Origin of the sequence: Janthinobacterium lividum (genome assembly GCF_011601275.1) — a bacterium.
In the GTDB taxonomy this organism is placed as follows: Bacteria; Pseudomonadota; Gammaproteobacteria; order Burkholderiales; family Burkholderiaceae_D; genus Janthinobacterium; species Janthinobacterium lividum_E.
Window position 1 is genome coordinate 48895 of record NZ_JAAOLY010000005.1, and the last position, 24099, is coordinate 72993.

Annotated in this window: 25 protein-coding genes; 14 read left to right on the plus strand and 11 right to left on the minus strand. The window is 63.8% G+C overall.

All coding sequences use genetic code 11. The annotated features are described in order from the left end of the window. Nucleotides 1–82 precede the first annotated feature (82 nt). From alkB to GYK42_RS09245, 7 genes are all read left to right on the plus strand, one after another. Nucleotides 83–745 carry a DNA oxidative demethylase AlkB gene (alkB, locus tag GYK42_RS09215; RefSeq protein ID WP_166447254.1) on the plus strand — a complete coding sequence of 221 codons (663 nt, stop codon included), beginning with the start codon at nucleotides 83–85 and terminating at the stop codon, nucleotides 743–745. A gap of 91 nt (nucleotides 746–836) precedes the next feature. Continuing rightward, a complete protein-coding gene (gene folE2, locus GYK42_RS09220; RefSeq protein ID WP_205711339.1) occupies nucleotides 837–1748 on the plus strand; it encodes a GTP cyclohydrolase FolE2 in 912 nt (303 codons plus the stop codon). A gap of 33 nt (nucleotides 1749–1781) precedes the next feature. After that, complete coding sequence (locus GYK42_RS09225) at nucleotides 1782–1940, plus strand: hypothetical protein (RefSeq protein WP_161911797.1); 159 nt, start codon at nucleotides 1782–1784, stop codon at nucleotides 1938–1940. A gap of 86 nt (nucleotides 1941–2026) precedes the next feature. Next, nucleotides 2027–2845, plus strand: coding sequence for a class D beta-lactamase (blaOXA, locus tag GYK42_RS09230; RefSeq protein ID WP_166447255.1), 819 nt, complete (start codon nucleotides 2027–2029; stop codon nucleotides 2843–2845). Continuing rightward, a complete protein-coding gene (locus GYK42_RS09235; protein ID WP_166447256.1) occupies nucleotides 2842–3237 on the plus strand; it encodes a hypothetical protein in 396 nt (131 codons plus the stop codon). The genes blaOXA and GYK42_RS09235 overlap by 4 nt, the downstream gene beginning before the upstream one ends. 74 nt (nucleotides 3238–3311) lie before the next feature. Then, nucleotides 3312–5771 carry a penicillin-binding protein 1A gene (locus GYK42_RS09240; RefSeq protein ID WP_166447257.1) on the plus strand — a complete coding sequence of 820 codons (2460 nt, stop codon included), beginning with the start codon at nucleotides 3312–3314 and terminating at the stop codon, nucleotides 5769–5771. Nucleotides 5772–5901: 130 nt separating this feature from the next. Then, entirely contained in the window at nucleotides 5902–6360 is a 459-nt protein-coding gene (locus GYK42_RS09245) for a hypothetical protein (protein WP_166447258.1), read from the plus strand. 137 nt (nucleotides 6361–6497) lie between these two features. On the opposite strand, the gene GYK42_RS09250 is transcribed toward GYK42_RS09245, so the two are convergent. Next, nucleotides 6498–6692, minus strand: coding sequence for a hypothetical protein (locus tag GYK42_RS09250; protein WP_166447259.1), 195 nt, complete (start codon nucleotides 6690–6692; stop codon nucleotides 6498–6500). 92 nt (nucleotides 6693–6784) lie between these two features. Continuing rightward, on the minus strand, nucleotides 6785–6955 hold the full coding sequence (locus GYK42_RS09255) for a hypothetical protein (RefSeq protein ID WP_166447260.1): 171 nt from the start codon (nucleotides 6953–6955) through the stop codon (nucleotides 6785–6787). Between the two features lie 449 nt (nucleotides 6956–7404). Between GYK42_RS09255 and GYK42_RS09260 the strand changes: the two genes are divergently transcribed. Both GYK42_RS09260 and GYK42_RS09265 read left to right on the plus strand, forming a co-directional pair. Next, the gene (locus GYK42_RS09260) at nucleotides 7405–7968 is read left to right on the plus strand and encodes a sigma-70 family RNA polymerase sigma factor (RefSeq protein ID WP_166447261.1); all 564 of its coding nucleotides are present in this window, start codon (nucleotides 7405–7407) and stop codon (nucleotides 7966–7968) included. Nucleotides 7969–8041: 73 nt separating this feature from the next. Then, complete coding sequence (locus tag GYK42_RS09265; RefSeq protein WP_058049248.1) at nucleotides 8042–8287, plus strand: hypothetical protein; 246 nt, start codon at nucleotides 8042–8044, stop codon at nucleotides 8285–8287. A 31-nt stretch (nucleotides 8288–8318) separates the two neighbouring features. Here GYK42_RS09265 and GYK42_RS09270 read toward each other — a convergent pair whose 3' ends face one another. From GYK42_RS09270 to GYK42_RS09285, 4 genes are all read right to left on the minus strand, one after another. Beyond that, nucleotides 8319–9050, minus strand: a complete 732-nt coding sequence (locus GYK42_RS09270) for a hypothetical protein (RefSeq protein ID WP_166447262.1) — start codon at nucleotides 9048–9050, stop codon at nucleotides 8319–8321. Further along, nucleotides 9050–9631 carry a hypothetical protein gene (locus GYK42_RS09275; protein WP_240943525.1) on the minus strand — a complete coding sequence of 194 codons (582 nt, stop codon included), beginning with the start codon at nucleotides 9629–9631 and terminating at the stop codon, nucleotides 9050–9052. Before GYK42_RS09275 ends, GYK42_RS09270 begins: the two co-directional genes overlap by 1 nt. A 67-nt stretch (nucleotides 9632–9698) precedes the next feature. After that, complete coding sequence (locus GYK42_RS09280) at nucleotides 9699–9986, minus strand: putative quinol monooxygenase (RefSeq protein ID WP_166447263.1); 288 nt, start codon at nucleotides 9984–9986, stop codon at nucleotides 9699–9701. 108 nt (nucleotides 9987–10094) lie between these two features. Further along, complete coding sequence (locus GYK42_RS09285) at nucleotides 10095–10667, minus strand: FMN-dependent NADH-azoreductase (protein WP_166447264.1); 573 nt, start codon at nucleotides 10665–10667, stop codon at nucleotides 10095–10097. Between the two features lie 162 nt (nucleotides 10668–10829). Here GYK42_RS09285 and GYK42_RS09290 point away from each other — a divergent pair, with 162 nt between their 5' ends. Further along, the gene (locus GYK42_RS09290; RefSeq protein ID WP_205711348.1) at nucleotides 10830–11234 is read left to right on the plus strand and encodes a winged helix-turn-helix transcriptional regulator; all 405 of its coding nucleotides are present in this window, start codon (nucleotides 10830–10832) and stop codon (nucleotides 11232–11234) included. On the opposite strand, the gene GYK42_RS09295 is transcribed toward GYK42_RS09290, so the two are convergent. Together GYK42_RS09295 and GYK42_RS09300 are read right to left on the minus strand one after the other, a co-directional pair. Continuing rightward, nucleotides 11222–11677 carry a GNAT family N-acetyltransferase gene (locus tag GYK42_RS09295; protein ID WP_166447266.1) on the minus strand — a complete coding sequence of 152 codons (456 nt, stop codon included), beginning with the start codon at nucleotides 11675–11677 and terminating at the stop codon, nucleotides 11222–11224. The genes GYK42_RS09290 and GYK42_RS09295 overlap by 13 nt on opposite strands. A gap of 124 nt (nucleotides 11678–11801) precedes the next feature. Further along, nucleotides 11802–13271 (minus strand): efflux transporter outer membrane subunit, encoded by a 1470-nt coding sequence (locus GYK42_RS09300; RefSeq protein WP_166447267.1) that lies wholly within the window; start codon nucleotides 13269–13271, stop codon nucleotides 11802–11804. A gap of 93 nt (nucleotides 13272–13364) precedes the next feature. On the opposite strand from GYK42_RS09300, the gene GYK42_RS09305 reads away from it, so the two are divergent. The 3 genes from GYK42_RS09305 to GYK42_RS09315 all read left to right on the plus strand — a co-directional run bounded on the left by GYK42_RS09305 (nucleotide 13365) and on the right by GYK42_RS09315 (nucleotide 18252). Then, nucleotides 13365–13985 carry a TetR/AcrR family transcriptional regulator gene (locus tag GYK42_RS09305; RefSeq protein ID WP_166447268.1) on the plus strand — a complete coding sequence of 207 codons (621 nt, stop codon included), beginning with the start codon at nucleotides 13365–13367 and terminating at the stop codon, nucleotides 13983–13985. A gap of 83 nt (nucleotides 13986–14068) precedes the next feature. Then, complete coding sequence (locus tag GYK42_RS09310) at nucleotides 14069–15175, plus strand: efflux RND transporter periplasmic adaptor subunit (RefSeq protein ID WP_166447269.1); 1107 nt, start codon at nucleotides 14069–14071, stop codon at nucleotides 15173–15175. Then, a complete protein-coding gene (locus GYK42_RS09315; protein WP_166447270.1) occupies nucleotides 15172–18252 on the plus strand; it encodes an efflux RND transporter permease subunit in 3081 nt (1026 codons plus the stop codon). The genes GYK42_RS09310 and GYK42_RS09315 overlap by 4 nt, the downstream gene beginning before the upstream one ends. Nucleotides 18253–18465: 213 nt before the next feature. Here the strand turns inward: GYK42_RS09315 and GYK42_RS09320 are convergent, their stop codons facing one another. Next, nucleotides 18466–19503, minus strand: coding sequence for a helix-turn-helix transcriptional regulator (locus tag GYK42_RS09320; RefSeq protein WP_166447271.1), 1038 nt, complete (start codon nucleotides 19501–19503; stop codon nucleotides 18466–18468). Between the two features lie 217 nt (nucleotides 19504–19720). On the opposite strand from GYK42_RS09320, the gene GYK42_RS09325 reads away from it, so the two are divergent. Beyond that, nucleotides 19721–21730, plus strand: coding sequence for a glycoside hydrolase family 3 protein (locus GYK42_RS09325; RefSeq protein WP_205711340.1), 2010 nt, complete (start codon nucleotides 19721–19723; stop codon nucleotides 21728–21730). 7 nt (nucleotides 21731–21737) lie between these two features. Here the strand turns inward: GYK42_RS09325 and GYK42_RS09330 are convergent, their stop codons facing one another. Beyond that, nucleotides 21738–22856, minus strand: a complete 1119-nt coding sequence (locus GYK42_RS09330) for a Gfo/Idh/MocA family protein (protein ID WP_166447272.1) — start codon at nucleotides 22854–22856, stop codon at nucleotides 21738–21740. A 31-nt stretch (nucleotides 22857–22887) separates the two neighbouring features. Then, entirely contained in the window at nucleotides 22888–24075 is a 1188-nt protein-coding gene (locus GYK42_RS09335; RefSeq protein ID WP_166447273.1) for a phytanoyl-CoA dioxygenase family protein, read from the minus strand. Nucleotides 24076–24099 lie beyond the last annotated feature (24 nt).

Here is a 24099-nt window from a genome sequence, read left to right on the forward strand (position 1 = left end):
CGGTAGTGGCTGGAAGCGCTACTGTAGCGCACCATGGGGCAGCCGCGCGCGCTTTTTATGTGGCGCGGATAAAATAGACGGCATGAACCTGTCCCTGTTTGCCGACGAAGAGCAAGTCCCGGCCGGCCCCGTGCCGCTGGTGCCAGGCTTGTCCGCGTCCATCCTGCTGCGCGGTTTTGCGCTGCCTTACCTGGACGAAGTGCTGCCGGCGCTGGACGCCATCGTGCTGGCGGCTCCCCTGCGTCACATGGCCACCCCAGGCGGCTTGCGCATGTCGGTTGCCATGAGCAATTGCGGCCCCCTGGGCTGGGTCACGGATGGACGCGGCTACCGCTACGCGCGTCTCGATCCGGCCAGCGGTCTCCCTTGGCCGCCGATGCCGCCCGTATTCCTGCGCCTCGCGCAAGAGGCGGCGCTGGCGGCCGGCTATCCGGGCTTTGTTCCCGACGCCTGCCTGGTCAACCGCTATGCGCCTGGCGCGCGCATGGCCCTGCACCAGGACCGCGACGAATGCGATTTCAACGCGCCCATCGTCTCCGTCTCGCTTGGCTTGCCCGCCACCTTCCTGTTCGGCGGCGCCGAGCGGGCCGACAAGGCGGCGCGCATCCCCCTGCTGCATGGCGACGTGGTGGTGTGGGGCGGCGCCGACCGCCTGCGCTTCCACGGCGTGGCGCCGCTGAAGGAGGGCGAACACGCTGTGCTGGGCGCGCAGCGCATCAATTTGACGTTTCGCAAGGCTAGCTGATCTGTTAATTTGCCGCATCAATGCAAGTTGCTTGCAAATGTAATTGTTTTTCTCCATGATATGCAACTTGTTTGCATATGGAGCCATCACCATGAAGCGCGATTCGATTTCCTCTCCCCTGCCCGACGTGGCGACAGGCCCCCATCTTGGCAGCCCCTTGCCGCTCGAGTGGGTCGGCATGCAGGGCATCGCTTTGCCGCTGTGGCTGGAAGAGGGCGGGCAGGCCCAGCAAGTGCATGCCTGGGCCGACGTGCACGTCGATTTGCCCGATCCGACAGTCAAGGGCATCCACATGTCGCGTTTGTATTTGTTGCTCGATGCGTTTGCCGCCGCGCAGCCGCTCGAGGCGGGCGCGCTGGCCGCCGTGCTGCGGCGCATGGTGGACAGCCACGCCGATTGCGGCAGTACGCAGGCGCGCCTGGCGCTGGCGTTTCCCGTGCTGCGGCGCCAGCCGGCGCTGCTGACGGCGGGCTTGTCGGGCTGGAAATCGTATCCGGTGCGCCTGCAGGCCAGCTGGGCGCCTCAGGGCTTTGAGCTATCCCTCACGGTGGAGATCGGCTACTCGTCGACCTGCCCGTGTTCGGCGGCGCTGGCGCGGCAGCTGCTGGCCGATGCCTTTGCGGCGCGGTTCGGCGCGGGCGGCATCGATGGCGCGGCCGCGTGCGCCTGGCTGCAGGAATACGGGAGCCTGGCCACGCCGCACAGCCAGCGCAGCACGGCGACGGTCACCGTGCCATTGATGGAACAGGCGGAGCTGGACCTGTTTCCCCTCATCGACCTGGTGGAAGCGGCGCTGGCAACGCCGCTGCAGACGGCAGTGAAACGGGCCGACGAGCAGGCGTTCGCGCGCTTGAATGGTGCTAACCTGATGTATGTGGAAGACGCGGCCCGCCGCGTGCAGGCGGCGCTGCAGCCACGTTATACGCAAGCGCGTGTTACCGTACGGCATATGGAAAGCCTGCATCCGCACGATGCCGTGGCGCAAGCGGGCAAGCTTGCCTGAGCTTTTCACTCAACCACCGTGGAGGAAGACAGCATGCCGGAGAAAAACGAGCGGGAAGTGGACGACGACAGTCTGGAAGAAGAACTGGAACGCGAACGGCGCGAGCATGCGCTGATCGACGAGGAAAAGCTGGGCATGGACGAGCTGGAAGAGGAGCGGTTGAAGCGGGAGCGCCAGCCGGGCGGTCACTAACGTCAAAGTGACGCATCCGCGCTGGCATCGCGCCGCGCCGCCCGGTACAATTTCGCCTTGTCCTACTCCCCCAACCCCGGAGGCCCATGAAATATCGCGCATTCTTCCAGTTTATCCTCGGCCTGACAGGCGCCGTTCTGGCCGCCTCGCAAGCCCATTCCGCCACCATCTGCACGGCCATGGCCGACGCCAAGACCGGCACGGTCTTGCTGCAAGAGGGTAATTGCCTCGACAGAGTCACCCCCGCATCCACGTTCAAGATCGCGCTCAGCCTGATGGGCTATGACGCCGGTTTCCTCAAGGACGAGCACAAGCCCAGCCTGCCATACCGCCAGGGCTATGTGGACTGGGGCGGCGAAGCCTGGCGCCAGGACACGGACCCGTCGCGCTGGATGCAGTATTCCGTCGTCTGGTATTCGCAGCAGATCACGCAGGCGCTGGGCGCCGAGCGCTTCCAGAAATACGCGAAGGCTTTGCGTTATGGCAATGCGGATGTGTCGGGCGACAAGGGCAAGGACAATAGCCTGGAACGCTCGTGGATCAGCTCCTCGCTGAAAATTTCGCCGCTCGAGCAGCTGGGCTTCCTGCGCAAGCTGGTCAACGATCAATTGCCCGTCTCCAAACAGGCCATGGAACAGACGCGGCGCCTGACGCGCCTGGCGGACGTGGACGGCTGGCAAGTGCACGGCAAGACGGGCGCGGCCTTCCCGCGCAAGGCCGATGGCAGTTTCGATGAAGCACATGGCTACGGCTGGTTCGTGGGCTGGGCCAGCAAGGGCGAGCGCAGCATCGTGTTCGCGCGCCTGGTGCAGGACGAGCAGAAGGGCCAGCAGTCCGCGGGCTTGCGCACGCGCGAAGCGATGCTGAAAGAATTGCCGGCCCTGCTGGAGCAGGCGCAGAAGTGACGGCCGGCATCGTTGCCGCCACTTTCATCGCTTCCGACGGCGACTACCTGGAAGCCGTCATCGAAGTGGGCGGCCAGCGCCTGCACGTGATGGACGAGTTCGGCGGCGGGCGGATGGCCGCTGGCACGCAAGTCCAGCTCGAACTGTGGCCCATGCCCGGCGAGATGGACGACTGGGACGCCATCTTCCGTGCCAACCCCGGTCAGGAAAAGGGGCTGCGCCGGCTTGACGGCTGGCGCTACCTGGCGCTGGGCGTCGTGACGCAGGTCGATCCCGTCATTTGCGATTGTGGCCTGCTGCAACTGGAAAACCCGTTTACGACGCATGACGGGCGCTGCGTGGGCGCGTATGTCGGCGTCACCGTGGCCCGCCTCGATGCTTGCTTGGCGTAAATTCCGGCCCGCTTTGTTGCCCGCCCTATATACTTGCTGAAACGGATTTTCCGGCATCAGACAAGGTTACAAGCATGGCATCAGGCATGGAGCAGTTTCAGGAAAAAGCAAGACAGGCATGGACATGGACGCGCGCGCAGGCCTTGCGCGTGGCGGGCGTGGCGTGGGTGAGGGCGGTGGCGCTGTACCGGCGCGGCCACGCGCACCTGATGACCTTGCCGCCCGTGCGGCGCGCGCTGGTGCTGGGCTTATGGTCATTCCTGGCTGTGCTGGCGCTGCTGACTGCCTACATGCTGCTGCTGATTCCGTTGACGCCCAGCATCCACGACTTGCGCCAGGCGCGAGCGGCCGCGCCGAGCACCATGGTCAGCGCCGACGGCAAGGAACTGGCCCGCTTCGACCAGGGCCTGCAGGAACGGGTCACGTTAAAGCAGATTTCGCCGAACGTGATCAGCGCGCTGATCTCGACGGAAGACCACCGCTTCTACGACCACCACGGCGTCGATTTCACGCGCACGGCAGGCGCCATCCTGCACACGGCGAGCGGCAACCCTCAGGGCGGTTCCACCATTACGCAGCAGCTGGCGCGCAATATGTTCCCTGAGGAAATCGGCCGCTCGCGCAACTTGAACCGCAAGCTGAAGGAGCTCATCACGGCCCTGAAGATCGAGGCCACCTACAGCAAGACGGAAATCCTGGAAGCGTATTTGAATACGGTGCCTTTCCTGTACAACACCTACGGCATCGAGATGGCGGCCCGTACCTATTTCGACAAGCCCGCGTCGCGTCTCGATATCCTGGAAAGCGCCACCCTGGTCGGCATGCTCAAGGGGACGAATTATTACAATCCCGTCGGCAATCCCGAGCGTTCCCTGCAGCGCCGCAACGTGGTGCTGGGGCAGATGCGCAAGCATGACGTCATCGACGAGGCGCGCTACAAACAGTTGATCAAACGCCCGCTGCGCCTGCATTTCGAGCGCCAGAGCGAGCGGGCGCAGTCGGACAGCCATTTCACGGCCTATGTGCGCAAGTGGCTAATCGAGTGGGCTGATGAAAACGACTACAACCTGGAGCTGGACGCCCTCGTGGTGCACACCACGCTCGATTACGACTTGCAGCAGGCGGCCGAGCGCGCCGTCGAGCGCCAGGCGAATGCCTTGCAGGCCATCGCCGACGTGGAATGGAGCCGCGCCGGCGTGCCGTCGTCCACCTCGACGGGCATGTACGCGGGCATGCAGGGCGGCAGCGTGGCCTTCGATTATTTCTGGAAGTCGCACCCGGCCTTGCTCGACGCCTTCGTGCGCGAGTCGGGCGACTACCGCAAGCTGACAGCGGCTGGCGGCACGCCGGAAGCGGCGCTGGCGCAGCTGAAGGGCGACCGCGCCTTCATGGCGGCCCTGCGCAAATCGAAGACGCGCCTGGAAGCGGGCTTTGCGGCCATGGACCCGGCCACGGGCGCCGTGCGCGCCTGGGTAGGCAGCCGCGACTTTGCGCGCGAGCAGTTCGACCACGTATCGCAGGCGGCGCGCCAGCCCGGCTCCACCTTCAAACCCATCGTGTATGGCGCGGCGCTGGAAAAGGGTCTCAGTCCCGAACACGTCTACCGCGATGCCGTGATGGATATCAAGGCGGCCGACGGCACGAAATGGCGCCCGACGGACATGAGCGGCACGACGGGACGCGACATGACCATGCGCGACGGTCTCGTCTACTCGAAAAACACGATCACGGCGCAAGTGATGCAAGACGTCGGCTTGCCGCCGATCATCAAGCTGGCGCGCGCGCTCGGTATCCGCGACAGCAAGCTGGAAAAAGTGCCGTCGCTGGCGCTGGGCACCAGTCCCGTCACCTTGCTGGAAATGGTCAACGCCTACGCCAGCATCGCGGCACAGGGCGAAGCGCGCCTGCCGTTTGTCGTCACGCACATCACGGACCGCGAAGGCAAGGTCATCGCCCGTTTCGGCGAAGACAAGCCCAAGCGCGCCATGCAGGCCGAATCGGCCGCCACCTTGACGGACATGATGCGCGGCGTGATCGACCGCGGCACGGGCACGGCCATCCGCAGCCGCTTCGGCATCCGTTCCGACGTGGCCGGCAAGAGCGGTACCACGCAAAACAATGCGGACGGCTGGTTCATCCTCATGCATCCGGAACTGGTGGGCGGCGCCTGGGTAGGTTTCAATGACGCGCGCGTCACCATGCGCAGCAATTACTGGGGGCAGGGCGGCCACAACGCCGTGCTGGTGGTGGGCGACTTCTTCAAGACGGCGCTCGACACGGGAAAACTGTCGCGCGACGCCATCTTCCCCGGCGGCAAACCGCCGCCACCGCTGCGTCACGTGGAACCGGTCGAGGAACCGCAGGACGAACCGGTGGAAGAGCCGGGAGATTTGCTGCAAGAGGGTGCGCCGCCAGCGCCGCTGGCCATGCCGGCCGAGGGCGATGGCGGGCAGGAGTCGCATGGAAAGGCGGTGCCGGAGGTGGCGCCTGCGCCCGCTCCCGTGCCGCAGCCGGTGCCGGCGCCGCAGGGATAAACGGCACGGCCATCCACGCCGGCGTGGCCACGCTCCGGATATAGAGGGCTGGCGCTGTTTTCTCATGCAAGCTGATGTATCCAGGCTTTCAGTCGGACGTGGCCGATTTTTGCAGAGAGAACGCAGGAATATGATGGCATTGAAAGTGGCATTGAAAGTGGCAGCGAAATGTTTACTTTTGATGGTTCTGTTTTTCGCTTTCGGCGCGGAAGCGAGATCGGTAAGGGCGGCGGGCGAACAAGCTGCTTTTTCCCGTGCGGATGCCGTTTATGAAATGGAGATACGTCAACGTTCCCCGGCTATCCGTGCTGCGGTCAATTGTGGCGTCGTTTATGCGGTGACGGTGCGCCGGGTGCTCAAGGGAAGCGTGCCGGACCCTGTTTTTGCATTTGGCTTCCTCGATGGTTTGGAGGTGGGGCATTCTTATACCGTTTACCTGGCGTCGTCGCGGAATACGCAGCTGATGCGGGGAGTGCTGCGATCGAGGACGATGAGTGACTCCCAGGTTGAGTTGTTTGTCGAATCGTGCCGCGAATGGGATTACTACTTTTTTCAGGCAAAAAAAATCGAGCCGGCAGAGGTCAACTGACGAGGCCTGAAGACGGCGCGGGTCCAGGTGCCGATCAGGAACATACAATAACGACGTGGAGACGGCAATGCATCTGGGCTGCATGAAGTATTTCTTGGCCGTCTATTTTTTCATTTGGGGATTGGCTGGCCCTGGCGTCAGGCGACGGCGTGCCATCGGGCATTCTTCTTTGCCAAGTCCAGGGTGTTGATATGCATGACGGGGACAGCCAGTCGCATCGAAGAAAAAAATCCGGCGGCGCGGTGGTCAGCTGGATTGAAATGGTCCGGCTGATAAAAAAGGCCAATGGCGTACTCAGGTTTTTGAGCAGAGGCCTGGATGCGTGCGAGCACTAAGCAAGATCCAACGTTCTGACATGAGGAACCGGGCCTTCCCACCGACCAGGAAAGGCTGGAAAAAGTACCGTCTGGCGCCGGCAGCCTGGCTACCATTTAGGTTCACGTGACCAACGTAACACTGTGGCAAGCCTGATTTTCACCGTATAGTCCTCTCCCGTTTCGTGCTCCAGCCACACGATGCCGTCTTCGATGCTGACCCAGGCATCGACTATACGCGTGTCGAACGGCATCGCCGTGTCTTTGATATCAATCTTCATTCGTCCAGACTCAGCATTGAGCGACCTTAAGACCCGCGTCGTTCGTTGCGTAAACTCGATGACGTATGAAGTGCTTGTTTTTTTTATCATTGGAAATGCTCACCCAGAATGCTTTGAATATTTTTTAAATATTACTACATAAAAATTTGCCCTAGCGCACGAAGGTGAACACATCAACAAGCTTTCACTGGTAAGAATTTCAAATGGGAAATATTTATTAATTCAAATAAATTAGAATTCCATAAATGGACCAGTTTTTCCTGTTCCTGTGTTAAAAAGGTTCCATGTAAATTATTTCTCGAAAGAACATATATTTAATTTTTAATAATATTTATCCTATTGCATTATACTATTGATATAAATCAATGTTTTTTGTGTATTGGATTGAAGATATATTCTTGCTGCTAGGATATAGGATCAACTGTGGCTTCAGTGAGTGGTGCATGCCCATGGGAAATGAAAATTACTTAATGGAAATTGCCTGTACGGATACTGCAGAGGTATTTCATGTGCTATATATCAGATATCGTGGCCAGATAAGAAATATGGTAAGTCATGATATTCATCGCGAGGAAGATATTGATGACATAGTTCAGATTATATTTCTCAATGTTTTTCGATGGTTTGAAAAAGGTTGTGGATGTTCGATGTTTTATTCGAAGTTATATTCAATGGCATCGAATAGTATAAAAAATTATTGCTGCCATGCGGAAAGCGTTAATTCGGGCTTGCTTGATGTAATTGATGATGCGGATTATTCCATTGATGCATTGAGCATGTTTCATGAGGATAGTCCGGAAGATATATGTAGTGCAATGGAAACTGGAATGGAAATTATCCGACTAATCGCCAATTTGCCGCCTCCCTTGAAAAAGGCATTATTGTTGCGCGAGGATGAAGGGATGAGCTATGAAGAGATTGCAATAAAGATGGGATGTCCGATGGGAACAGTGCAAAGCCGTATCCACAGAGTAAGGGCCGAGATGCGCAAGATACTGAAAAAGGATCAATGAATGCGGCCTGCCGAATTGCGGTAGTCCGAAGCGGAAGCATACGGTGCTTGTCCCATACTTGATATGAATTTACATGGTAAATAAAAACTACATCGGTAGCCTCGCGCAGGTTGCGCTTGATTATCCCAGGCGGATCGATGCATTGACAGCACAAAAAATAGATGTGGCGATTATTTTCCAGGAAATGCTTGGCACCGCTGTTGCCGCCAAATATTTGCACACCAATGGCGTGCCGCTATCTGTCGCATTGCGCGTATTGGTCTGCGAGCGCAGAAAAGACCCGTCGCCGCCAAAAATGATTGGCATTGAAAAAGGGTAGGTCCATTGCGCCCATCCATGCTGCTTGCGTATCAGACCGTATTGCGCCGCAACCCAGCTCCCCGCACGAACACTTGCAGCGCCGGCATGGTTTGCTTGTGCAGCACTTTCAGTTCGTCTCTCAGTGCGGGTGTGATGGCCAGGCTGCCGTTCGCTTGCTGGCGCACGGGCAAGTCCAGTGCCTGCGCCATTTCGACGGGATAATTCGTGAATTCGCCGTAGGGCCGCTTGCCGTCGACGGACGGGGTGGGCCAATAGCCTTCGGCCAGGTAGTCTTCCGCGCCCATGCCCAGCATTTCCACCGACATCCACGACTGCTGGCGCAGCAGTATCAGATGCCGGGCCGTCAAGGTGAACGGCGTCTTGCCATTGGCATAGCTGCCCGGTTTCAGGTCGGCCATCTGCACGAAGTGGGGCAGCAGCAGGGCCGCTTCCATCAGGCGCTGGGCGGCCAGCGCCGCATCCTTGCCGTCGATCGCCTGCATGGCCAGCGCCAGGGTATCGCCTTTGCCCAGCGGGTACGCCGGGTTCAGCATGGGTGCGCCGCTTTCCACGGGCGACCAGCCGATGTTGAAACGCCGTATCAGCGCCAGATGGTGCACATTGAGCACCTTGGGCGGCGGTGCGTCGAGGGTGGCCACGATGCGCTGGCGCACGGCGCGGGGCAGGTCGTTGTCTGCCGCGCGCGCCAGCAGGGGCGAGCACAGCAGGACACCGGCGAGGCGCAGCAGCTGGCGCCGCAGGGGCTGGAGCAGGTGCGCCATCACGGTGTCGTCAAGTCCTGGCGCTGGAATTCGATGCGGTTTTCCTGGTAGTCCCACTTGGTGTAGGGCCCGAATACGCGCCGGTTTTCCTTGCTGTCGGCATTCGACAGCTCGCGCTTCATGCGCCGCACGAGGGCGGGGTCCGTGAGTGGCGCGGTGGTGGCGGCGAACACGTCATGCCGTACGCTCTGTTTTGCGTCGGCGCCGCGCGAAATGATGGTGAGCTTGCGCGAGGCGGGATCGAAGTACAGGCGCATGGCGAAGGTATTCATGTCCTGCAAATACAGGCCGTCGTCGCGTTGTTGGGCATAGAAATAATCGCCGCAGACGGCCTTCGGTTCGCGTTTCCACTCGCAGGACAGGACGATCATCAGATGCCGGTCATCGAGCTGCTTGACCAAGATGCGACCCTTGGAATATCCCCAGGTACTGGCCGGCACGGTCGCCGACGAGGCCAGATTGTATTCGCCCACCAGCTTGGTCAAAGAACGAGGAGCTTGCGCCGAAGCGCTGATGCAGAGGGTCAAGGCGGCTGCCGCTGCGCCGCCGCGTATGCAGGAAAATGGAGTCATGATGGCCATAAAGAAAAGTTGCCATATTATAGATGGCAACTTGCCAAGATGGTCGCGCGCTTGCGCAGCGCCGGCCTTACTTCAGCTTGCTCAGTTCCGCGATGTCGATCTTGACGACCTTGTCGCCCACGGCGGCGACCAGGGTCTTGAAGTGGGGCGTCGCTTCATGCGCCGTGTGGCCTGCCTTGTCGGTCCACTCTTCCAGCATGATGAAGCGCGTGGGAATCTTGTTGTCGAGGTGCAGTTCGTAGCGCAGGCAGGCGCTTTCCGCGCGGCTCGGCGGTACGACGGCTTCCAGTGCGGCGCGCACGGCGTCGATATGTTGGGCTTGGGCATCGATGGTGGCGACGATGATCAGGGTCATGTTGGTCCTTGTGGTTGGGGTTCCGGCAGCTTAGCGCATCTGGCGCTTCCTTGCCGGCCGGCCACCGTGGGCTGCGCCGCAACGGTTCGCGGCGCAGCCGGCGATCCCTTACGCGGCTTGCAGCGCGCCGATCTGCTCGAAAGCGCCTGTCAATGCCTGCGCCCTGGCCGCGTCGCTGACCTTGACGCCTTCGGCGCGCACGATCTCGATCTGCGTGACGCCGAGGAAACCGAGGAAGGCGCGCAGATGGCTTTCCTGGTGTTCCAGACTGGCCATCGGCGTGTCGGCGCCATAGTAGCCGCCGCGCGTCGACGCGATGATCACGCGCTTGCTGCCCAGCAATCCTTCGGGGCCATTGGCGCCGTACTGGAAGGTCTTGCCGGGCACGGCCAGCGCGTCGAGCCACGATTTGAGCTGGCTGGGGATGGCGAAGTTGTACATGGGCGCGCCGATGATGATGACGTCGGCAGCCAGCACTTGCTCGAGCGTACCGGCCAGCGTTGCGCCGTCGGCGTCGCTGGGGGCGGCCGTAAATTGCGGCAGCGGTTGCGCCACCAGGTCGCGGTACTGGACGGTGGCGCCAGGCGCGGCCGCTTGCAGGCGGGTGGCGATGGCGGCGGACAACTGGCGGCTGATGGAATGCTCGCCGAGGATGCTCGAATCGATGTGCAGGATGTTCATATAGGCCTTCTTGGGTGGTATGATCGGGTGGTATATTTTTGTAACCGAGTTAAATATAGTGACTATCAAATGAACGCACAAGAAGGCACTTTTTCCACACTGGGGCACATGGATGTGACTATTGGCGACGCCGCCGCGCAAGGGGCGGAGCTGGAACGGCGCATGCGCGACGAAGGCGGCCATGCGGGCGTGGCCGCTTCCTGCCGCCCGATCACGGATATTCTCACGCGCGTGGGCGACAAATGGAGCGTGATGGCGGTGATCTTGCTGGGCAATGGCACCAAGCGCTTCAACGAGATGCGCCGCCTGATCGGCGGCATTTCGCAGCGCATGCTGACCTTGACCTTGCGCGGGCTCGAGCGCGACGGCCTCTTGACGCGCACCGTGTTTCCCACCGTGCCGCCGCGCGTCGATTACGCCTTGACGGACCTGGGCCGTTCGCTGCTGATCCCCATCGGCGCGCTGGGCGCCTGGGCGCATGGCCACCGCGACGCCATCGATGCGGCGCGTCTGGCGTTCGATGCCAGGGCCGATGCGAACGCGGCGCCAGACAGTCAGGCCAGCTGAATCACGGCCAGCATGTCATTGCCATCGGCATCCATGCCATTTTCCACGAAGCCCATGCTGGCATAGAACTGTTTCGCGTTGGCATTGCCGGGCTTGTAGCAAATCTCGATGCTGCGCGCATCCGGGCGGGCGCGGATTTCCGCCAGCGCCAGGGCGAGCGCGGCTCGTCCATGGCCTTGCCCCTGGCGCCGGTGGTCGACCATGAAGCGCCAGATCTGGTAATAGCCGGGCGGGTCGTCGGCATCGGGCGAGACAAACATCAGGAAGCCGATCACTTCCTCATCGCAATACACGGCGCGCGTATGCATGGTGGCGGGGTAGAAGCTGGCCTGCGCAATCGAATAGTCATTGCTGGCCAGATAGTTGCGCTGCTGTGGCAGCAGGGGCAGCTCGCTGATGATGTCGAAATTGTCGGCGGTAACGGGACGCAGGCTGATGGTCATGTTCAAAGATGGGATGCAAGGGCAAGGCCTGGCAGTATGGGGAGAAATTACTCAATTGGCAATGCTGTTCCACCGTCCGCGCCAGACAGCGGTGGAACAATGAGGGCATGACTGCCGTCCGCATTTACCTGGTGGCCACCGCCTGCGTTTCGTCTTGCGGCGCCTGCCATCCGCCGCCCAGCGCTCGGTAGGTGGCCACGGCCGCGCGCGCCGATGCCGTTTGCGCCTGCGTACGCGCGTCCGCTGCGCGCAGCAGCCTGGTGTCGGCCTGCAGTACGTCAAGTCGGCTGACCGCGCCTTTTTCGTAGGCGGCCAGCGAGGCGGCGCTGGCGCGCTCGAGCGATTCCACGCTTTGCGCCAGCAACGCGGCCTGTTCTTCGTGGCGCAGCAGGGCCGAACCGGCGTTTTCCACGTCTTCGGCAGCGTGCAGCACCGCGAGCCGGTAGGCCGCCAGCAGTTCGGCTTCCTGGCCGCGGGAAGCTTCGATCTGCGCGTCGATGCGGCCGAAATCGAACAGGCGCCAGCGCAGGCCCAGCATGCCGGCGGCCTGGCCGGAGCCGTTGCCGAACAGGGCGCCGCCGGCCGTGGCGCTGCCAAACAGGGCGCCCAGGCTCAGTTTCGGGTAGTACTCGGCGACGGCCGCGCCGGTGCGCGCGCTGGCGGCGGCCAGGCGCCGTTCGGCGGCGATCAGGTCGGGCCGCCTCCGAAGCAGTTCGCCCGGCGAGCCGCCGGCCGTGATGCGCGGCGCGCGCGCCGTCACGCCGGCGGCGGCCATGTCATCGCCATAGGTGCCTGGCGCCGCACCCAGCATCACGTCGAGCGCATGCAGCGCGACTTCGCGCGCCGCGTCCAGGCCGGGCACGACGGCGCGCGCCTGCGCCAGCGACGCTTCGGCCTGCCGCAGCACCGGCTCGTTCGCCAATCCCTTGCCATACAGCAGCGTGGCCAGTTCCAGCAGCGCCGCGTCGGTGTCGACCTGGCGGCGCGCCAACTCCAGCCGCGCCTGCAGGCCCTGGATCGTCAGGTACAGGTCCGCCGTTTGCGCCGCCACGGCCAGCCGCGTGGCGGCCCATCCCGCTTCGCTGGCTGCGTAATCGGCCTGCGCCGCTTCGCGTTCGCGGCGCAGGCCGCCGAACAGGTCGAGTTCCCACGACGCCTGCAGGTTCAATTCGCGCGCGCTGCCGGCGCGGTCATAGCCTGGCGTGGCGTTCAAGACCTGGCCCAGCGGCGTTTGCACCGACTGGTAGGCGCGCGCCGCCTGGCCGTCAAGGCTGGCCGACGGCCGCAGCGCGGCGTCGGCCGCACCGGTGGCCGCCCGCGCCTGGCTGACCCTGGCCTGCGCTTGCGCCAGGTCGAGGTTTTGCGCCAGCGCCACCGTTACCAGGCGGGTCAGGCGCGGATCGCCGAAGGCCGTCCACCATTGCCGCAGTTCGGCAGAGTCAGCGTCCTGGCGCGCGCCGAGCGCCGCCTGGTGCAGGTACTGCGCCGCTTGCGGCAGCTCGGGCCGGCGGTAGTCGGCGCCCACAGTGCAGCCGGCGGCGGCCAGGCCGGTGGCGATCAGCAGAAAGGGGAGGCGCAGGCGGGGCAGTAGCATGATGGTCTTCCTGTTCAAAAGAGAATAATGTGTGACTATAATACATTTTGGTCACTTATTGTGCATTCCGGCGCCGCGCGTTAAGCTGTCGCCATGAATTCCACCACACCCGACACACCAACTCCTGCACGCGGCCCCGCCGGCCACGACGTGCGCGACCAGATCGTTGCCGCCGCCACCGATTACTTCAGCCGCTACGGCTATGAAAAGACGACTGTCTCCGACCTGGCCAGGGCGATCGGCTTTTCCAAGGCCTATATCTACAAGTTCTTCGAATCCAAGCAGGCCATCGGCGAGCATATCTGCGCCAGTTGCCTGCGTCAGATCGAAACCGAGGCGAGAAGCGCGGTCGCGGCGGCCGGCCAGCCGCCTGAGCAGCTGCGGCGCATGTTCAAGGCCAGCGTCGAGGCCAGCCTGCGGCTGTTTTTCCAGGACCGCAAGCTGTACGATATCGCCGCCTCAGCCGCCACCGAGCGCTGGCCGGCCGTGCAGACCTATGAACTGGCGATGGGCGCCTTGCTGCAGGATATCTTGCAGCAGGGGCGCAAGACGGGCGACTTCGAACGCAAGACGCCGCTCGACGAAACGGCCAGCGCGATCTACCTGGTGATGCGCCCCTACGTCAATCCCTTGCTGCTGCAACACAGCGTTGACAGCAGCGAAACGGCGGTGGTGCAACTGTCCAGTCTGGTGTTGCGCAGCCTGTCTCCATAATCTGCTGATTAGGTTGTGACCATTGACTTATTTGGTCACTGGTATCAGAATGAGAACCCTGATCACTCGTTCATGGGATTCTTATGCGCTGGCGCCGCCTCGCTTCATCTGTAGTCATCTCTACCTTACCCCTGGCTTTGAGCGCCTGCGCCGACAAGGCGCAGGCCGATCCGCGCACCGCCATGCCGCTGGTGCGCGCCGTTGCGGTGCAGGGCGCCGAAGCGGGCACGCGCAGTTTTACAGGCGTGGTCGCGCCGCGCGTGCAGAGCGATCTTGGTTTTCGCGTTGCCGGCAAGGTGCACGAACGGCTGGTCGACGCCGGGCAGGCCGTGCGCCGTGGACAGCCATTGATGCGTCTCGACGCCGAGGACTTGCAGTTGCTGGCGCAGGCGCGGCAGGAATCGGTCGTCGCCGACCGCGCCCGCGCGCGCCAGGCGGTGGACGAGGAAGCGCGCTACCGTGACCTGCGCGGCACGGGCGCCATCTCGGCATCGAGCTACGACCAGGTGAAGGCGGCGGCCGACGCGGCCGGCGCCCAGCTCAAGGCGTCCGAAGCCCAGGCCGGGGTGGCGCGCAATGCGCTGCAGTACGCGGTGCTGCTGGCCGATGCCGACGGCGTCGTGATGGACACCCTGGCCGAACCGGGCCAGGTGGTCGCGGCCGGGCAGGCGGTAGTGCGCCTGGCCCATGACGGCCGGCGCGAAGCGGCGATCCAGCTGCCGGAAACCGTGCGCCCCGCGCTCGGCTCCACCGGCCAGGCCACCCTGTTCGGCCGGCCGGGCGCCGGCGTGCCGGCCACCTTGCGCCAGCTGTCGCAGACGGCGGACCGGCAGACGCGCACTTTCGAGGCGCGCTATGTGCTCGATGCGGCGCTGTCAAGTACACCGCTGGGCGCTACCGTCACCTTGCGCTTGCCCGGCGCGCAAGCTGCCGGCGGCACCGTACAAGTGCCGCTGGCGGCGCTGTACGATGCGGGCAAGGGGCAGGGCGTGTGGGTCATCGGCGGTGCGCCGGCGCAAGTGACCTGGAGGCCCGTCAGCTTGCTGCGGCTGCACGATGACGGCGCCGACGTGAATGGCCTGAAGGCGGGTGAGCGCATCGTCGCGCTGGGCGCCCATCTGCTGCATCAGGGCGAACGGGTCAGGATCGAACAGGCGCCGGTGGTAGCGGTCGCGGGAGCACGTCCATGAGCGCGGCGGGCTTCAACCTGTCGGCGCTGGCCGTGCGCGAGCGTTCCGTCACCCTGTTCCTGATTTGCCTCATTTCGCTGGCCGGCCTGCTGTCCTTCTTCAAGCTGGGGCGCGCGGAAGACCCGGCCTTCACGGTCAAGGTGATGACCATCGTCACCGCCTGGCCCGGCGCCAGCGCGCGTGAAATGCAGGACCAGGTGGCCGAGAAGATCGAAAAGCGCCTGCAGGAGCTGCGCTGGTATGAACGGGCCGAAACCTATACCACGCCGGGCCTGGCGTTTACCACCCTGACCCTGCTCGACAGCACGCCACCCGGGGAAGTGCAGGCCGAGTTTTACCAGGCGCGCAAGAAGGCCGGCGACGAGGCGGCCAATTTGCCGGCCGGGGTGATCGGCCCCATGATCAATGACGAATACGCCGACGTCACCTTCGCCCTGTATGCGCTCAAGGCCAAAGGCGAGCCGCAGCGCCTGCTGGTGCGCGAGGCGGAAACCTTGCGCCAGCGGCTGCTGCATGTGCCGGGCGTAAAAAAAGTCAATATCATCGGCGAGCAGGCCGAACGCATCTATGTCGAGTTTTCGCAGGAGCGCCTGGCCACCCTGGGCGTGCGGGCGCAGGACGTGTTCGCCGCGCTGAACGGCCAGAATGTCCTGACGCCGGCAGGCTCGGTGGAAACGCGCGGGCCGCAGGTGTTCATCCGCCTCGACGGCGCGCTCGACGCGCTGCAAAAGATCCGCGATACGCCCGTGGCGGCGCAGGGGCGCACCTTGGCGCTGTCCGATATCGCCAGCGTGCGCCGCGGCCAGGAAGATCCGGCCAGCTTCATGGTGCGCAATGGCGGCGAGCCGGCGCTGCTGCTGGGCGTGGTCATGCGCGACGGCTGGAACGGGCTGGATCTGGGCAAGGCGCTGGACGGGGAAGTGACGGCCATCGGCGCCGCCATGCCGCTGGGCATGAGCCTGGCCAAGGTCACCGACCAGGCCGTCAATATCGGCGCGGCGGTCGATGAATTCATGCTCAAGTTTCTCGCCGCGCTGCTGGTGGTGATGCTGGTGTGCTTTATCAGCATGGGCTGGCGGGTCGGCATCGTGGTGGCCGCCGCCGTGCCGCTGACCCTGGCCGTGGTGTTCATCGTGATGGCGGCGACGGGCAAGAACTTCGACCGCATCACCCTCGGTTCCCTGATCCTGGGTCTCGGTCTGCTGGTGGACGACGCCATCATCGCCATCGAAATGATGGTCGTGAAAATGGAGGAGGGCTACAGCCGCATCGCCGCCTCCGCCTATGCGTGGAGCCACACGGCCGCGCCCATGCTGGCCGGTACCCTGGTGACGGCCGTCGGCTTCATGCCCAACGGCTTCGCCCGCTCCACTGCCGGTGAATACACCAGCAATATGTTCTGGATCGTCGGCATCGCGCTGATTGCCTCGTGGGTGGTGGCGGTGGTATTCACTCCCTACCTGGGCGTGAAGCTGCTGCCTGAACTCAAACACGTCGCCGGCGGCCATGACGCGCTGTACGACACGCCGCGCTACCACCGTTTTCGCCGGTTGCTGGGAAGCGTGATCGCCCGCAAATGGCTGGTGTTCTGTACCGTGATCGGCCTGTTCGTGCTGGCCGTGCTGGGCATGGCCGTCGTCAAGAAGCAGTTTTTCCCGATTTCGGACCGTCCCGAAGTGCTGATCGAAGTACAACTGCCGTACGGCAGCGCGATCACGCAGACCAGCGGCGCGGCGGCCAAAGTGGAAGCATGGCTGGCGCGCCAGAGCGAGGCGAAGATCGTCACGGCCTATGTGGGCCAGGGCGCGCCGCGCTTTTACCTGGCGATGGGGCCGGAATTGCCCGACCCGTCGTTTGCCAAGATCGTCGTGCGCACCGACAGCCAGCAGGCGCGCGACGCCCTGAAGCAGCGCTTGCGCGTTGCCGTCGCCGCGGGGCTGGCGCCCGAAGCCAGGGTGCGCGTCACGCAACTGGTGTTCGGCCCGTATTCGCCGTTCCCCGTCGCCTACCGGGTCAGCGGCCCCGATCCCGAGGTCTTGCGCGGCATCGCCGCTCAGGTGCAAGCCGTGATGCAGGCCAGTCCCTTGATGCGGACCGTGAACACCGACTGGGGTACGCGCACGCCGACCCTGCATTTCAGCCTGCAGCAGGAGCGTCTGCAGGCGATGGGATTGACCTCGGCCGCGGTGGCACAGCAGCTGCAGTTTTTGCTCAGCGGCGTGCCCGTCACGGCCGTGCGCGAAGATATCCGCACGGTGCAGGTGGTGGCGCGCGCGGCCGGCGACGTGCGGCTGGACCCGGCACGCATCGCCGACCTGACGCTGGCCGGCGCGAATGGCGAACGCATCGCGCTGTCGCAGGTGGGCAGCGTCGAGGTGCGCTCGGAAGAGCCCGTGATGCGCCGGCGCGACCGCCAGCCGACGATTACCGTACGCGGTGACATCGCCGACGGCATGCAGCCGCCCGACGTCTCGGGCGCCATCACGGCGCAGCTGCAAACGGTCATCGACAAGCTGCCGGCCGGCTACCGCATCGAGCAGGCTGGCTCCATCGAGGAATCGGCCAAGGCCACGCAGGCCATGCTGCCGCTGTTCCCCATCATGCTGGCATTGACGCTGTTGATGATTATCCTGCAGGTGCGTTCGATCTCGGCGATGGTGATGGTGTTCCTCACCAGCCCCCTGGGTCTGATCGGCGTGGTACCCACCTTGCTGCTGTTCCAGCAGCCGTTCGGCATCAACGCGCTGGTCGGCCTGATCGCGCTGTCGGGCATTTTGATGCGCAATACCCTGATCCTGATCGGCCAGATCCACCAGAACGAGGCGGCCGGCCTGGCGCCGTTCGACGCCGTGGTCGAAGCGACCGTGCAGCGCGCGCGACCCGTGATCCTCACGGCGCTGGCGGCCATTTTGGCGTTTATTCCGCTGACCCATTCGGTTTTCTGGGGTACCTTGGCCTATACCCTGATCGGCGGCACGTTTGCCGGCACGGTATTGACCCTGGTATTTCTGCCGGCCATGTATGCGATCTGGTTCCGGATACGGGGGAAGACAGGGGGGGGCACACTAGAGCTTTAAACAGCGGGCCGGAGACGCGGGCCTGAGAAAATGCCGATGGCGGCGTTGCGGCTTCCTTGCCGTACTTGCGTACTGTCTGCGTCGCCGTGCCTTGCCCTCGACATTTTTCAGGTCCGCTTGGCCCGGGGAGCCTGTCTCCACGACTTGGGCCGTTTCGTGGTTTGGCGGTTTGCCGGTTTGCTTGTTTCTTGTGCTTGTTGCTCGTCTCTTTCTCTAGGCTCCGGCGGCATCCTGCCGGTAGCGCGCCGGCGGCAGTTCGAACTGGTTCTTGAAGAAACGGGTAAACGCGCTTTGCGAGGAAAAGCCCAGGCGGTCGCCGATTTCCGCCACGCTCAGGCTCGTTTCGCGTAGCAAACGGCGCGATTCGCGGCTCTTGGCGCGCAGTTCCAGCGCGCGGAACGAGGTCTGTTCCTGCTGCAGCTGGCGCTGCAGGGTCCAGCGGTTCATCGCCAGGCCGTCGCACAGGGCCGGCAGCAGCGAGGCGCTATCGGCATCGCCTGCGCCTTGCTGGCCCAGCAGATCGATGATGGCTTGCTCCACGCGGGCCGAAAATAGCTGCGCCCCCTGCAGCTGCTGCAATTGCCCCTGCGCGTGCCGCAGCGCGTGCGGCGCCAGCATGGCGTTGAACTGGGCGAAGGGGCGGTCCAGCGCCGGCGCGTCAAATGTCAATGTATTGCGCGCCTGGCCAAAGGTGGCGGCGGCGCCGAAGCACGCGGAAATGGCCGACGCGAACCATGGCGCCTTGCCCTGGAAGCCTGCATGGAAGGCGGTGGGCGCGCCATCGTCGTAGGCGCGCGCCACCAGCGACAGCATGCGGAAATTGGCTAGCGCCTGCATGGCGCCGCCCGATGGGCAGAACTCGGACAGGTATTCGATCTCGATGCGCGTGCCATTTTCACTCATCAGCATGAAATCGAATTCGCCGATCAGGCCCCGCAAATGCAGCAGTTCGTGCAGCGCGCTGCGCAGGGTGGGGCGGTTGAAGCAGACGTGGGCGATGCCGGAGTAATGCGCGAACCAGTGTGTCACGTCGAGGTCAAGCAAGCCGCGGTGCTGCGGCAGTTGCTGGGCGTAGGCCGTCATGCGGCGGTGCCGCTCGGCGTTGATGCGGCCGCCCGGTTCGTCCAGCTGCGCCGGCGTGATGCCCGTGCGCTGAAAAAACTCGGCGGGGTCGTGGCCATCGGCCTGCATGGCGCGCGCGCATTGCTGCGCGATGCGGTTCGAAACCGTGCGCGTGTCGGGTTTGTGCAAGGTTGTCTCCTGCTTATCCTGCTTGTTGTAGTAATTTTTCACAAATATTAGCACTTTGTAGGAGATTGTTGGTTGTTGTGCCATCTAACCAAAAATTGTTCTCGCGGGTATAAAACGCGTGCTGCGCGGTCAAGAAACTCACGCATTCTCACGCTATATTGTTTTCGGCCGGCCTTGCTGCCGCGCCTTGATACCTACAAAAACAGTCTTGGAGATAATGATGAATTGCACTTTGAAACCGATGGCCCGACTGGTCGCCGGCTGCGTCGCCACGCTTGCCCTGGCGGCCTGCGGCAACGACACCGTCAGCGAGGAATACAAGCAGCCCGTGTTCGGCGCCACCACCTATGCCCAGCTCAGGGGCGACGCCTATACCTTCAAGGACATGAACCGCAACGGCAAGATCGATCCGTATGAGGATTGGCGCCTGTCGGCCGAGGCGCGCGCGGACGACCTGTTGTCGCGCATGAGCCTCGATGAAAAAGCGGGCCTGATGATGCACGGCACGGCGCCCACCGTGGCCGACCCCACCGGCATCGGCCAGGGCGGCGCGTACGACTTGACGGCCCTGCAAGACCTGATCGTCAAGCAGTACGTCAACACCTTCATCACGCGCATGGCGGGCGACACGGCCAACATGGCGACCCAGTACAACAAGGTGCAAGCCTTGAGCGAAACGTCGCGCCACGGCATTCCCGTCTCCATCAGCACGGACCCGCGTCACCATTTCCAGTACACGGTGGGCGCCAGCGCCGGCACCAAGGGTTTTTCGCAGTGGCCTGAAACCCTGGGCCTGGCCGCCATCGGCGACGATGCGCTGGTACGCCGCTTCGGCGACGTCGCGCGCCAGGAATACCTGGCCGTCGGCATCACGCAAGCGCTGTCGCCGCAGGCCGACCTGGCCACCGAGCCGCGCTGGTCGCGCATCAACGGTACCTTTGGCGAAGACGCGGACCTGGCCAAACGCATGGTGCAGCACTATATCGAAGGTTTCCAGGATGGGAACACGGGCCTGCACGACGGCAGCGTGGTGGCCGTCGTCAAGCACTGGGTCGGCTACGGCGCCACGAAAGAGGGCTACGACGGCCACAATTACTATGGCCGCTACATGACTTACCCGGGCAACAACTTCGCTTACCACGTGAAACCGTTCGAAGGGGCATTCACGGCCAAGGCGGCTTCCGTCATGCCGACCTACGCTCTGCCAGACGGCAATATCACGATCGACGGCATCACCCTGGAACAAGTGGCGGCCGGCTTCAGCAAGTCCATGCTGACGGATCTGCTGCGCGGCAAATACGGTTTTGAAGGCGTGATCCTGTCCGACTGGGGCATCACTTCCGACTGCGACGCCAACTGCCGCAACGGCACCGCGCCAGGCGTCGCGCCTTCCTTCATGGGCTTCGGCACGCCGTGGGGCATGGAAAACGCCACCAAGGCCGAGCGCTATGTGAAAGCCGTCACGGCGGGGATGGACCAGTTTGGCGGGGTGACGGAAGCGCCGTACCTGACGCAAGCCGTGCAACGCGGCCAGCTGACGGAGGCGCGCATCAACGCGTCGGCGCGCCGTATCCTGATCCAGAAATTCAAGCAGGGCCTGTTCGAGCATCCTTTCGTCGACGCGGCGAAGGCAGCCACCACCGTGGGCAAGGCGGACTTCATCGAGGCGGGCCTGGAGGCCCAGCGCCGCTCGCTGGTCCTGCTGGAAAACAAGGACAAGGTCTTGCCGCTGGCGGCCACCGTCAAGAAGGTCTACCTGTACGGCATCGATGCGGCCGTGGCCAAGCAGTATGGCTACACGGTGGTCGCTACGCCGCAGGAAGCGGACGTGGCCCTGCTGCGCGTGGCCGCGCCGTATGAAACGCTGCACCCGAACTACATCTTCGGCAGCATGCAGCATGAGGGACGGTTGAACTACGCCGATGGCGACGCCGACTACGAGGCGATCAAGAACGCGGCGAAATTCGCGCCGAAGACGGTGGTCACCGTGTACCTGGACCGCCCGGCCATCCTCGGCAACGTGCAGGACAAGGCCAGCGCCATCCTCGCCAACTTCGGCGTGAGCGACGGCGCGCTGTTCGATGTCCTGACGGGCAAGGCCAAGCCGCAAGGCAAGCTGCCGTTCGAACTGCCATCGTCTATGGCCGAAGTGCAGGTGCAGAAATCGGACGTGCCGTATGACACGGCCCATCCGCTGTACAAGTTCGGTTACGGCCTGGCCTATTAAACGCCGTTCAACGTACGGTAACCCAGCTGCGCTCCTTGACGGAGCGCAGCGCGGCGGCGATCAGCCGGTCCACTTCGTAGCCATCGCGGAAGGTGGGCCAGACCGGCTGGCCGCTGGCGATCGCTTGCAGAAAATCGCGCGCTTCGATGACGATCTGCTCGTTGTAGCCGGTGCCGTGCCCGGCGCCCTGGCTGAACGCCAGGTAGTCGGGGTGGGCGGGTCCCATCAGCAGGCGCTGGAAACCCTGGCGCTGCGCGGGGCGGTTGGCGTCGTACAGCCAGAGTTCATTCTGGTTTTCCTGGTCGAAGGCGAGCGCGCCTTTCGTCCCCGTGATGCGGTATGTGTACCCCATCTTGCGCCCGGCCGCCACGCGGCTGAAGGTCAGGGCGCCCAGCGCGCCGCTGGCAAAGCGCAGCATCACATTCCCCTGGTCGTCATTCTCCACCGCCTCCATGCCAGCCGGCCCTTGGCGCTGCGCGTGCACGGTATTCATGTCGGCCACGAGAGAGTCGACGGGGCCGCCCAGGCGCAGGGCCAGGTTGAGCAGGTGCGAGCCCACGTCGGCCAGCGCGCCGGCACGCGTCGCTGTCGCTTCGCGCGTGCGCCACGAGGCAGGCGCGCCCGGGTCGTGCAGATAGTCTTCCACGTGTTCTGCGGCGACGTGGATGATCTCGCCGATTTCGCCCGATTCGATGATCTGCCGCGCCAGCTGGCTGGCCGGCGTGCGGATGTAGTTATAGCCCACCATGTTGGCCACGCCCGCCGCTTCGGCCGCCTGCGCCAGCAGCAGGGATTCGGCGGCCGTCATGCCCAGCGGCTTTTCGCAGAATACGGGTTTGCCCAAGGCCAGGGCGGCCAGCACGATGTCCTTGTGCGTGGCTGGCGGCGTGGCGACGACGATGGCGTCGATGGCGGGATCGGCCACCAGTGCGCGCCAGTCGCTAGTCGAGCGGTTCCAGCCCAGTTCCCGCGCGCTGCGGGCGGCGCCTGCTTCGCTGCTGGTGCTGATGCATTCGCACACGGGGTTCAAGGCCGTGTGAAAAATGCTGCGCACGGCCTTGTAGGCGATGGTGTGGGCCTTGCCCATGTAGCCGGCGCCGATCAGGCCTATGTTGATGTCTTGCATAGGGAGTCTCCGAGGGTGTCGCGGTTTGGGATCAAGCTTGCTGGCGCCAGGCATGGCTGTCCAGCGCGTCGAGGAAGCGCGTGGCGGGCCAGTCCTGCGCCAGCGCCTCGTGCATGAGCTGCTGCTGCGTGGGCGGCGCCATGCCGCCTATGGGCTGGTCGCGGTCAAGGTTGCTGGGAAAGGCGTAGCCTTCGGCGCAGGCGGCTATCGCGTGAACAATGCCGTCGGCGGACAGGACTCCCTGCGCGCGCAAGGTCTGCAGCGCCGGATACAGCGCGGCGCTCATGGCGTGGCGGTCCAGCGCTTCCATGGCGCGCCCGAATGGTGACGACACTTGCAGCAAATTCGCCATGCGGCGGATGTCGGACGAACGGTTATGGCCCGCCGCATGGAACAGGGCGGGGTTGAAGAAGACGGCGTCGCCTTGGGACAGCGGCAGTTGCACGCAATGCCGGGCGAAATAATCGCGGAAGGGCGCCTGCTGCCAGGCGAGGAAACCGGCCTGGTAGCGCTGCGAATACGGCAGGTACAGGGTGGGACCGGATTCGACCGGCATGTCGCAGTGGGCGACGGCGCCCTGCAAGGTCAAAAGGGCCGACATCTGGTGCACGGGCGCCGGGTAGGCGGCGCAGGCGGCGGCGCTCTGGAAGCCCAGGTGATAGTCGCGGTGCGGTGCCTGGGCCGCACCGCCCGGGTTGACGACGTTCACCTGCGCCGTCATCTGGTAGGCGGGGCCCAGCCACGCCTGGGCTATCCACGCAAACACGGGATTGGCGTAGTAGCGCGCGAACGCCTCGGGCGCGCGCAGACACAGTTTTTGCTGGGCGTTCCAGATGCGGTCGTTCGCGCCTGGTTTGGCGAAATGGTCGCCGCCCGCCTGGCCGCTGGCATGCTGCTCGGCGATCAGCGCGCGAAACACGCCGCTCACCTGATCCAGGGTCGCTGTGTCCTCGACGGCGTGTTTGAGCACGACGACGCCGGGGCCATCCCTCAGCACCTTGCCCCATTCAGCCTGCAGCGCGCGCAGCGACGCCTTGCTGGCGGCCAGCGCACGCACCTGGTCGCAATCGTAGACGAGAATATTTTCTTCCACCGATGCTGCATGGGGATAGTCGGCCAGCGCCGTGCGTTGGCTGACTGTGCGGATGAAATCATCGAGCTGGCAATCCTGCTGCGACAGCCAGAAGGGGGCGGGCGGCACGGCGTCTTGGGTGATCATCCGGTGTCTCCATGTTTAAGTTGT